General features: G+C 73.9%; 9 protein-coding genes. 2 read left to right on the top strand and 7 right to left on the bottom strand.

Annotation, left to right across the window (positions count from 1 at the left end; translation table 11 throughout):
• Positions 1 to 153 precede the first annotated feature (153 nt).
• On the bottom strand, positions 154 to 1602 hold the full coding sequence (locus tag AC2CHG_RS27090) for a tyrosine-protein kinase domain-containing protein (protein ID WP_366623869.1): 1449 nt from the start codon (positions 1600 to 1602) through the stop codon (positions 154 to 156).
• Between the two features lie 185 nt (positions 1603 to 1787).
• Between AC2CHG_RS27090 and AC2CHG_RS27085 the strand changes: the two genes are divergently transcribed.
• Both AC2CHG_RS27085 and nhaA read left to right on the top strand, forming a co-directional pair.
• Positions 1788 to 3635, top strand: a complete 1848-nt coding sequence (locus AC2CHG_RS27085) for a polysaccharide biosynthesis protein (RefSeq protein ID WP_366623867.1) — start codon at positions 1788 to 1790, stop codon at positions 3633 to 3635.
• 161 nt (positions 3636 to 3796) lie between these two features.
• The gene (nhaA, locus tag AC2CHG_RS27080) at positions 3797 to 5098 is read left to right on the top strand and encodes a Na+/H+ antiporter NhaA (protein ID WP_366623865.1); all 1302 of its coding nucleotides are present in this window, start codon (positions 3797 to 3799) and stop codon (positions 5096 to 5098) included.
• Positions 5099 to 5158: 60 nt separating this feature from the next.
• Here the strand turns inward: nhaA and AC2CHG_RS27075 are convergent, their stop codons facing one another.
• The 6 genes from AC2CHG_RS27075 to AC2CHG_RS27050 all read right to left on the bottom strand — a co-directional run.
• Positions 5159 to 5362 (bottom strand): hypothetical protein, encoded by a 204-nt coding sequence (locus AC2CHG_RS27075; RefSeq protein WP_194799316.1) that lies wholly within the window; start codon positions 5360 to 5362, stop codon positions 5159 to 5161.
• 122 nt (positions 5363 to 5484) lie between these two features.
• Positions 5485 to 6072, bottom strand: a complete 588-nt coding sequence (locus tag AC2CHG_RS27070; RefSeq protein WP_013286559.1) for a TMEM165/GDT1 family protein — start codon at positions 6070 to 6072, stop codon at positions 5485 to 5487.
• A 227-nt stretch (positions 6073 to 6299) separates the two neighbouring features.
• Positions 6300 to 7265 (bottom strand): L-histidine N(alpha)-methyltransferase, encoded by a 966-nt coding sequence (egtD, locus tag AC2CHG_RS27065; protein ID WP_366619925.1) that lies wholly within the window; start codon positions 7263 to 7265, stop codon positions 6300 to 6302.
• Positions 7266 to 7297: 32 nt separating this feature from the next.
• On the bottom strand, positions 7298 to 8044 hold the full coding sequence (egtC, locus tag AC2CHG_RS27060; RefSeq protein WP_484525859.1) for an ergothioneine biosynthesis protein EgtC: 747 nt from the start codon (positions 8042 to 8044) through the stop codon (positions 7298 to 7300).
• Positions 8045 to 8053: 9 nt separating this feature from the next.
• Entirely contained in the window at positions 8054 to 9361 is a 1308-nt protein-coding gene (egtB, locus tag AC2CHG_RS27055; protein WP_135240362.1) for an ergothioneine biosynthesis protein EgtB, read from the bottom strand.
• A partial coding sequence (locus tag AC2CHG_RS27050) for a glutamate-cysteine ligase family protein (RefSeq protein ID WP_484525858.1) occupies positions 9358 to 9990 on the bottom strand: 633 nt, incomplete at its 5' end. The genes egtB and AC2CHG_RS27050, both read right to left, overlap by 4 nt.

The following is a 9990-nucleotide window of genomic DNA, read 5'->3' as shown; positions in this document are numbered from 1 at the left end:
GCGCGGCGGTGTCGGCCGCGGTCCGCGCCCGGGGGCGGCTGCAACCCGCCGCCCCCGGCGCGGAGGACCTGCGCGATCCGATCGGCGGCTCGCCCGCCGACTTCCGGCGGTGCGCCGAGGAGATCGAGCGGTCGATCCGGCCCGTGCTCGCACTCATCGCGACAGCCGGGTGAGTTCCTGCGTCCGGTCGCCCACGGCCTTCGCGCCCCGCCGGGTGCCGGCCCGGTCGGCCGGTACGGAGGGCGCCGCGGGCGGCACGACCACCTTGTACGCCTCGTACTGGTAGGCGTCCGCCTTCGCCACCTTGGCCATGTTGAGCACGCAGCCGAGCAGGCGCACCGACACCGAGCTGAGCGCGTGCGCCGCCGCGGCGACCTGGCTGCGGGAGGTACGCCCCTGCTGGGTGACCAGGAGCGCGCCGTCGGCCTGCACGGCCACCACCACGCCGTCGGTGACCGCCAGCAGCGGCGCGGTGTCGATGATCACGATGTCCGCCGAGTCCCGCAGCGCGACCAGCAGGTCCGCCATGGACTTGGAGCCGAGCAGCTCGCTCGGGTTGGGCGGGGTGGCGCCACTGGGCAGCACCAGCAGTGACTTCTCGCCCCAGCGCTGCACCACGTCACCGACCTGGACGTCGCCGACGAGCACGTCGGTGAGGCCGACACCGCCGTCGAGTCCGAGGTAGTCGGCGACCTTGGGGCGGCGCAGGTCGGCGTCGATCAGCAGCACCCGCCAGCCCGCCTCGGCCAGCGCGATCGCGGTGTTGCAGGCCATCGTGGTCTTGCCCTCACCCTGCAGCGCGCTGGTCACCGCGATGACCCGGGCCGGCTCGTGCACGTCCACAAAGCGCAGGTTGGTGCGCAGCTTGCGGACCGCCTCGGCCCGGGCGGAGGTGGCCGCATCGCCGACGATCAGCGGCGCCGACCGGGCGCCGGTCTCGTACGGGATCTCGCCGAGCAGTGGGCTGCCGGTCACCCGTTGCAGCCCGGCGCCGTCGCGCATCCGGACGTCGGCCACCCCGCGCAGCACGGCGAGGCCGGCGCCGAGCAGCAGGCCGAGCAGACCGCCCAGGACCAGGTTGCGGGTGGGCTGGGGCGAGACCGGGTCGGAGGTGACCCGGGGACCGCTGACCACTTCGATCTTGATGGGCGGGGCCTTGCCGTCCGGCGGCGTCTCGACCTTGCGGACCAGCTCGGTGAACTTGGTCGCGAGCATCTCGGTGGTCTTCAGCGCCCGGGTCTGGTCGGTGTCGGTGATCGTCGCCTGGAGCAGGACCGTGCCGGTCGTGGCGGTGGTGTGGATCCGGCTGCGCACCTGGTCGGCGGTGAGGCCGAGCGGCGCGTCGGCGACCACGCTCTGCGCCAGCCGGTCGCTGGTGAGCAGGTCACCGTAGGACTTCACCCGCTGCTGGAGGAAGAGGCCGCCCTGGTAGGCGTCGGTGACCCCCTGGCTGGGCGTGGTGACGAAGAAGGTCACCGAGGCCTCGTACCGAGGCGCCGTCCGGACCGTCACCAGCGCGGCGGTGCCCAGGCCGAGCATCACCGTCACCAGCACGATCCACCAGTGGCGTCGGACCAGGCGCAGGTAGCCGAGAACGTCCATCACGCTCCCCCTCGCGACACGCCGGTCTGCCGATGAAACTGCACGAAAGCCCCCTAAAAACCCCAGTCGCCGTGCCAGGATCGAATCGCCTATTCACGACGTTACGTGACTGGACGACAGTAAACGACCGAACAGGCACAGACGGTCTAATCCTTTCAATACGGATAGGACGTAGAGGGCAGCCCATGGATCGTGATGCGATCACAGCCGTTCGACCCCCCGGCCGGATCACCCACCGCGCCGCCACCCTTTCCCTGTTAACGCTGGACACGGCCGCGTGGTGCGGAGGTTTTCTCGGCGCCGCCTGGACGCGGTACGAATTCGACCTCACCGCCGCCGCCAGCGCCCGCACGCTCGGCCTGGCGCTGACCTGCGCCGCGCTGTACGCCACGCTCACGCTGCTGCGGACCCGGCTCTACGGCCGGTACCCGATCGGCAGCGCCGGTGACGCGCAGGGCCTGGCCACCACCGTCGCGCTCGTCGCGGCGGTCGGCTTCGTCGCCCTGCTGCCGTGGACGGAGCACCCGGTCCCGGCCAGCACGCCGCTGGTCGGCGGCGCGGTGGCGCTCGTGGTGATGGCGACCGCCCGCGGGCTCTGGCGGGCCCACGCCGACCGCCGGCCGCCGGCCGCGGGACACGCCGAGCGCTGCCTGGTCTACGGGGTGGACGCGGCGAGCGAGCGCCTCGTCCGGGTGCTGCTGCACGACGCGGACAGCAGCTACCGGCCGGTGGGCCTGCTCGACGACGCGCCCGAGAGCCGCGGCCTGCGGCTGGAGGGGCTGCGCGTGCTCGGCGGCCGGGAGCAGATCGGGGTAGCCGTCCGGGCCACCCGGGCGAGCACGGTCATCTTCTCGATGAGCGGCTCCGACCCGCAGCTGCTGCGCGACGTCCGCACCCGCACGCTGGAGGCCGGGGCGGCGTTCAAGGTCCTGCCGCCGGTCCGCGAGGTCCTCGACCGCCCGGTGGCCGCCACCGACGTCCGCGACCTCCAGCTCACCGACCTGCTCGGTCGCGCGCACCGGGCGGCCGAGCTGAGCGTGGAGCGCGGCGGGCTGGCCGGGCGCCGGGTGCTCGTCACCGGGGCCGGCGGCTCGATCGGCTCGGAACTGTGCCGGCAGATCGCCCGCTGCGAGCCGGACGAGCTGATGATGCTCGACCGGGACGAGTCCGCGTTGCACGCGCTGCAGATGTCCCTGCACGGCCGCGCGCTGCTGGACGGGCCGGAGCTGATCCTGGCCGACATCCGCGACGCCGAGGGCATCGCCCGGGTGGTCGCCGACCGGCAGCCCGACGTGGTGTTCCACGCCGCCGCGCTGAAGCACCTCCCGCTGCTGCAGCGCCACCCCGGTGAGGCGATCAAGACCAACATCCTGGGTACGCTGAACGTGCTGGAGGCGTGCCGGGACGTCGCCGAGTTCGTGAACATCTCCACCGACAAGGCGGCCAACCCGACCAGCGTCCTCGGCTACTCCAAGCGGATCACCGAGCGGCTCACCGCGTACCACGCGCAGCGCCTGGACGGCCGGTACCTCAGCGTCCGGTTCGGCAACGTGCTCAGCAGCCGCGGTTCGGTGCTCACCGCGTTCCAGGCGCAGATCCGCGCCGGGGTGCCGGTGACTGTCACCCACCCCGACGTGACCCGCTACTTCATGACCGTCCAGGAGGCGGTGCACCTGGTGCTGCAGGCCGCGACGATCGGCCGGGGCGGTGAGGCGCTGGTGCTCGACATGGGTGAGCCGGTCCGGATCGCCGACGTGGCCCGCCGGCTCGCCGCCGAGGCGGACCGCCCGGTGGAGATCGTCTTCACCGGTCTGCGCCCGGGCGAGAAGCTGCACGAGCACCTGTTCGGCGCCGACGAGGTGGACACCCGGCCACTGCACCCGCTGATCTCCCACGTGCCGGTGCCCGAGCTGGACCCGGACGAGGTGCGCGGGCTCGACCCGTACGCCGACCCGGACGAGCTGATCAAGCGGATGGCCGCGTTCTGCGACCCGGTCGGGGCGTCCCTGCCGGCTCTGCCCGGGCAACGCTGACCCGCCGGCCGATGGGACGCTTCGCCCGAGTGGTGAGAGGGGCGTCCCATCGGCCGGCTCGGCTCGCCGCGGGTGGCGGCGCCCGTTAGGGTTGATCCCGGTGTGCCGGGAAGCCTGGTCGGCGATGGTTCCGCCGACCCCAGCTTCCGAACGGACGCCGCATGCCCCAGCACACCCCGCACCGCTCGCGCCTGCTGTCCCGCCGCTCCTGGCCGGAGGCCCGCTTCCTGGCCGACGTGCTGCGCACCGAGACCGTCGGCGGCGGCCTGCTGCTGCTCGGCGCGGTCCTCGCCCTGATCTGGGCCAACTCGCCGTGGCGCGCCGCGTACGCCGAACTGAGCCACTGGGTGCCCTGGCCCGGCGGCGCCGGGCTGCACCTCGACCTGGACCTGCGCACCTGGGCCGCCGACGGGCTGCTGGCGATCTTCTTCTTCGTGGTCGGCCTGGAGCTCAAGCGCGAGTTCGTCGCCGGTGACCTGCGCGACCCCCGGCGGGCCGCGTTGCCGGTGGTCGCCGCGCTCGGCGGCATGATCGCCCCCGCGCTGGTCTACCTCGCGGTGACGCTCAGCGCCGGCGGCGACGGCCTGCGCGGGTGGGCCATCCCCACCGCCACCGACATCGCCTTCGCGCTCGCCGTGCTCGCCGTGGTCAGCTCCCACCTGCCGCAGGGGCTGCGTGCCTTCCTGCTCACCCTCGCGGTGGTCGACGACCTCTTCGCGATCACCATCATCGCGGTCTTCTACACCGACGCGTTCCACCCGCTGCCGCTGCTCGGCGCGCTGCTGCCGATCGCCGCGTTCGGGCTGCTGGTGCAGCGGCGGCGGACCTGGTGGTGGGCGCTGATCCCGCTGGCGGCGGCCGCCTGGGCGCTCGTGCACGCCTCCGGCGTGCACGCCACGGTGGCGGGCGTGCTGCTCGGTTTCACAGTGCCGGTGCTGCGCGGCCGCGACGGCGCGCCCGGCCTGGCCGAGCGGCTGGAGCACCGCTGGCGGCCGGTCTCCGCCGGCCTGGCCGTGCCGGTCTTCGCCTTCTTCGCCGCCGGGGTGACGCTGGTCGGCGTGGACGTGGGCGGCGTGCTGACCAACCCGGTGGTGATCGCGGTGGCCGCCGGGCTGGTGCTCGGCAAGGTGATCGGCGTGTTCGGGTCGACGTACCTGCTCGCCCGGTTCACCCGGGCCGAACTGGACGAGGAGATCACCTGGGCCGACCTGCTCGGGCTGGCGTTGCTGGCCGGCATCGGCTTCACCGTGTCGCTGCTCATCGGCGAACTGGCGTTCGGTGCCGGCAGCCCGGAGGAGGACGGCGTCAAGGTGGCCGTGCTGCTCGGCTCGTTGATCTCCGCCCTGCTGGCCTCGGTGGTGCTGGTGCGCCGCAACCGGGTCTACCGGCGGATCAGCGAGCGGGAGAGCCGGGACGCCGACGGTGACGGCGTACCGGACGTCTACCAGGAGGGCCCGGCCTGAACCGGCGCGGCGGGCGCGACCGTCCGGTGACGCCCGCCGCCACCCTCGACGCGGTACGCCTCAGCGCCGGCGCTCGGCCGGCCGCGGCTCGCGCTTGCGTTCCGGTTCCTCGAGCGCCTCGGCGGCCGGCCCGGTGAGGTCGTCGCCGGGCACGGCCACCTGCTCGGCGCGGTCCTGCTCGTCCTCGCGCCCGCCCGGCGGCGGCTCCGGCGCGGTGGCGCCCCCGGCGAAGCCGTACTCGTTGGGCTCGTCGTGCCTGCTCATGGGCGGAACCTCCCGGTCGTGCCGATTCGTCCTCCGCCGGGCGGTCACCGCCACGGCGCTCACCCGCGCTACTTACCCACCGGAACGCACTCCGATCATCGGGCGCCGCCGCACCACTCACGTCAGGTCAGCTCGGAGACCGCCTCGAAGATCAGCCAGAGGCCGCAGATGGCGAACAGCACCGCCGCGCCGTAGCGGATGGTCCGCTCCGGCAGGTGCCGGCCGAGCATCCGGCCCACCAGGATCGCCAGCGCGTCCGCCGCCACCATGCCGAGCGTCGAGCCGAGCCAGGTGCCGAACCAGCCGTACTTGGTGGCCAGCGTGATGGTGGCGAGCATGGTCTTGTCGCCCAGCTCGGCCAGGAAGAACGCCACACCGACGGCGATGACGGCCGACCGGCCGCCGCGCTCGGCCTTGCGCTTCTCCTCCTCGGTCAGCCTGTCGCCGCGCAGCGTCCAGGCACCGAAGCCGAGGAACGCCAGACCGGCGATGAGCGAGATCCAGTCGGTGGGCAGGGCGGCGTTCAGGCCGTACCCGATGGCCACCGAGGCCAGGTGGACGACGGCGGTGGCGATCGTGATGCCGATGAGCACCGGCACCGGCTTGAACCGCGTGGCGAACGTCAGAGCCATGAGCTGGGACTTGTCGCCCAGCTCGGCGACGAAGATGACGCCGAAGCTGACCACCAGCGCGACGAGGAAACCCTCCATGTGAACCTTCCCGATCAAGCCGGGAGGAGGAACGGGGGCGCCCTCGACCCGGCTGCGACAGCCTGAGTCGAAGGTCTCGCCCGCCCCGGAGACCGGGGCCGCGTGGCCGGATGCGGAACGCACCAGTGTGTCGACCACGACATTGGGGGCTACTCCCCTTCGCGCCGCCAGCCTAGCCGATCACCGGCCGGCGCGGTCACCGGGTGTGGCCGGGGCCACGGCGGCCCTCAGTCGGCGCGGGCCAGGCTCACCCCGAACAGCCCGTCCGGGTCGGTCCAGAACGCCCGCCTGTCGAACCCGGCGGCGGTCAGCTCGGCCCCGATCCCGTCCGGCCGGAACTTGGCCGACACCTCGGTCCGCAGCTCCTCACCGGCGGCGAACACCACGTCGGTGTCCAGCACCCGCACCCGGGTCGGGTGCTCGGCGCACAACCGCATCTCGATCCACTCCCGCTCGGGATCCCAGACCGCCACGTGCCGGAACGCGTCGACGTCGAAGTCCGCGCCCAGCTCGCGGTTGATCACCCGCAGCACGTTGCGGTTGAACTCGGCGGTCACGCCCGCCGCGTCGTCGTAGGCGGGCACGATCACGCCCGGGTCCTTGACCAGGTCGGTGCCGACCAGCAGCCAGTCGCCGGTCTCCAGCGCCGCGCGCATCGCGGTGAGGAACTCGGCCCGTTCCACCGGCAGCAGGTTGCCGATCGTGCCGCCGAGGAACGCCACCAGGCGCCGGCCGCCGGTGGGCAGCCGGTCCAGGTGGCGGGTGAAGTCGCCGACGATGCCCCGCACCCGCAGCCCCGGGTACGCGGCGGCGATCTGCTCGGTGGACGATCGCAACGCGCTCACCGACACGTCCAGCGGCACGAACGTGCCCAGGTCGCCGTGGCGGGTGAACGCGTCGAGCAGCAGCCGGGTCTTCTCCGACGAACCCGAACCGAGCTCGATCAGCGTCTTCGCGCCGGTCATGGTGGCCACGTCGTCGGCGTGCGCCGCCAGCACCGCCCGCTCGGCCCGGGTCGGGTAGTACTCCGGCAGGCGGGTGATCTCCTCGAACAGCTCGCTGCCCCGGGCGTCGTAGAACCACTTCGGCGGCAGCCACTTCGGCGTCGCGGTCAGCCCGACCCGTACGTCCTCCCGCAACCCACGGTCGAGGTCCTGCTGCTCCAGGTGGATCTCCAGCGGCTCCGCGCTCATCGGGTGTCCTCTCTTGCGGTGGGTACGGATCGTCAGGCGGCGGTCGTGTCCCGCACGTCGAGCCCGCCCGTGGTCGCCACCACGAGCCGGCCGTCCGGCACGGCCCGCCAGGCCGGGTCGTCGTCGAACGGTTCGGACGCCAGCAGCACCGAGTCCGGGCCGCGGCGCACCGACAGCGCGTGCCCGGCCGCGCTCGCCACCACCGTCGTACCGTCGGTGAGCAGCAGGTTCAGCCGCGAGCCGGGAGCGGCGGCGGTCACCGCCGCGACGGTGTCCGACACCGCCTCGTCCGGCGGCGCGCCGGCCCGCAGCCGGTGCCGGACCAGCGCCCACAGCAGCGCCGAGTCGGTCGGTACGTCCAGGGTGATCAGGTCGCGGACGGGCAGGCCGGCGGCGAGCGGGACCAGGCTGTCCGGCCAGCCCCGCACCACGCCGTTGTGGCTGAACAGCCACCGCCCCTCGGCGAAGGGGGCGGCGGCGGTCTCGTGCAGCGGCATGCCGACGGTGGCGGAGCGGACCGCGGCCAGCACCGCCCGCACCCGCGTCACGGCGGCCAGTTCCGGCAGCGTGGTGTCGCTCCACATCGGCTGGGCCCGCCGGTAACGGACCGGGTCGCCGTCGCCGGGATACCAGGCGACGCCGAAACCGTCGGCGTTCACCGTGCCGCCGCCGCGCATGTCACGCGGCGCCCACGACTGGCGCAGCAGCCCGTACGGCGGGTCGAACAGCAGGCTGCCCAGGAGCACGGGTGGACCGAGGTACGCGAGGTGACGGCACATCGGGCCGGCTCACTCCTCCGGTCCGGCGTCACGGGCGCAGCGGAAACCGCTGAAGATCTGCCGCCGGATCGGGTAGTCCCAGTTGCGGAACGTACCCCGGCAGGCGGACCGGTCGGTGCCGAACGAGCCGCCCCGCAGCACCCGGTGGTCGTCGCCGAAGAAGACCTCCGAGTACTCCCGGTACGGGAACGCGGTGAAGCCCGGGTGACCCCGGAACGGCGAGGAGGTCCACTCCCACACGTCGCCGACGAGCTGATGCACGCCCAGCGGCGAGGCGCCCGCCGGGTACGCGCCCACCGGCGCCGGCCACAGGTGCCGCTGCCCCAGGTTGGCGTGCTCGGTGCCCGGGTCCTCGTCGCCCCACGGGTAGCGGCGGGACCGGCCGGTCGCCGGATCCCAGCGGGCCGCCTTCTCCCACTCCGCTTCAGTGGGCAGCCGCTTGCCGGCCCACGCCGCGTACGCCTGCGCCTCGTACCAGCAGACGTGCACCACCGGCTCGTCGTCGCGTACCGGCGACCAGCGGCCGAACCGGCGGTACGCCCAGCCGTCCCCGTCGCGCCGCCAATGCATCGGCGCGCTCAGGTCCGCCTCGACGCGGTGCCGCCAGCCCGCCTCGCTCCACCAGCGCGGCTCGTCGTACCCGCCGTCGGCGATGAACGCCCGGTACTGACCGTTCGTCACCGGCGCGGCGTCGATGACGTAGGCGGGCAGGTCGACGGTGTGCGCCGGGCGCTCGTTGTCCAGCGCCCACGGGTCGGTGGAGGTGCCCATGGTGAACGGCCCGGCCGGCACCCGTACCTCCCCGCCGACCCGGGCCCGGGGCTCCGGCGGGGGCGGCGCGTCCAGCACCGGGGCGCCGGCGCGCAGCTGGTGGGTGGCGAGCATGGTCTCGTCGTGCTGCTGCTCGTGCTGCACGATCATGCCGAACGCGAACCCGTCGGCGACGAGCGGACGCTCGGTGAAGCGGATGCCGTCGAGCAGGTCGAACACCTTGTCGCGGACCGTACGCACGTAGGCACGGGCCTCGGCCGGCGGCAGCAGCGGCAGCGCCGGGCGGTCCTTGCGGGGCTGCTTGAACGCGTCGTACAGGTCGTCGATGTCGTGGCGTACCGGTTCGCGGCCGCCGACGTCGCGGACCAGCCACAGCTCCTCCTGGTTGCCGACGTGCGCCAGGTCCCAGACCAGCGGCGACATCAGCGTGGAGTGCTGCCGGACCAGGTCGTCGTCGTCCACCGCGTCGGTCAGCAGCGCGGTACGGGCCCGGGTCCGCTCCAGTTCCGCGGCGATCCGGTCGCGTAGTCGCTCGGTGGTGGTCACCGGTGTCCCCTCTCCGCGGCGGCGCGGTGCCGCCGGATCGCTCGGTCGGTCTCGTCGTGGATGCCCTCGGGCAGGCCGAGCCTCGGCAGGGCCGTCAGGGCCAGGTCGAACAGCGCCGCCGCGGCGCTCGCCAGCGGACGCTCGGCCAGCCCGCACCGGGCCGCCGCGCGCCACCGGTCGGCGACCGGGCCGGCCGCCGCCAGCGCGTCCCGGGTGGTGGCCGGGTCGGTGAAGAGCGACGTGAGCACCGCCAGCGGCACCGTCCACGCCGGGCCGGGCTGGGTGTCGAGGTAGCGCAGCTCCAGGTAGCCGCGTGGGCGGACCGGCGGGAACAGTGTGCTGAGGTGGTATTCCAGGTCGCCGGTGGTGGGCGGGCGGGGCAGCGCCCCGGCCAGCCAGTCGGCGAACGTGACACCGGGGGGCGCGGTCCAGTCCGGGCCGTCGCCACGTACGCACAGCAGCGGCGCGGCGAGCGCGTACCGGGTCCAGGTCGCCACCGGGTCCTCGTCGGCGCGCTCGGGCGACCACACCGGACGGGTCCGGGCTGGGTCGATGGCCAGCCAGGTGGCCATCCGGGCGGAGGCCCAGCCGGTGCGGCGGCCCGCGTGCCGGTCGGCGGTGGCGAAGGC

The sequence above is a fragment of the Micromonospora sp. ATLC20 genome (assembly GCF_057196585.1).
The sequence above is the reverse complement of the archived record's forward strand: the minus strand, read 5'-3'. Positions and strand labels throughout refer to the sequence as shown.

Excerpts from the sequence above, each read along its gene's own strand:
- AC2CHG_RS27090 (WP_366623869.1), bottom strand. The coding sequence starts at position 1,602 with ATGGACGTTCTCGGCTACCTGCGCCTGGTCCGACGCCACTGGTGGATC.
- AC2CHG_RS27085 (WP_366623867.1), top strand. The coding sequence starts at position 1,788 with ATGGATCGTGATGCGATCACAGCCGTTCGACCCCCCGGCCGGATCACC.
- nhaA (WP_366623865.1), top strand. The coding sequence starts at position 3,797 with ATGCCCCAGCACACCCCGCACCGCTCGCGCCTGCTGTCCCGCCGCTCC.
- AC2CHG_RS27075 (WP_194799316.1), bottom strand. The coding sequence starts at position 5,362 with ATGAGCAGGCACGACGAGCCCAACGAGTACGGCTTCGCCGGGGGCGCC.
- AC2CHG_RS27070 (WP_013286559.1), bottom strand. The coding sequence starts at position 6,072 with ATGGAGGGTTTCCTCGTCGCGCTGGTGGTCAGCTTCGGCGTCATCTTC.
- egtD (WP_366619925.1), bottom strand. The coding sequence starts at position 7,265 with ATGAGCGCGGAGCCGCTGGAGATCCACCTGGAGCAGCAGGACCTCGAC.
- egtC (WP_484525859.1), bottom strand. The coding sequence starts at position 8,044 with ATGTGCCGTCACCTCGCGTACCTCGGTCCACCCGTGCTCCTGGGCAGC.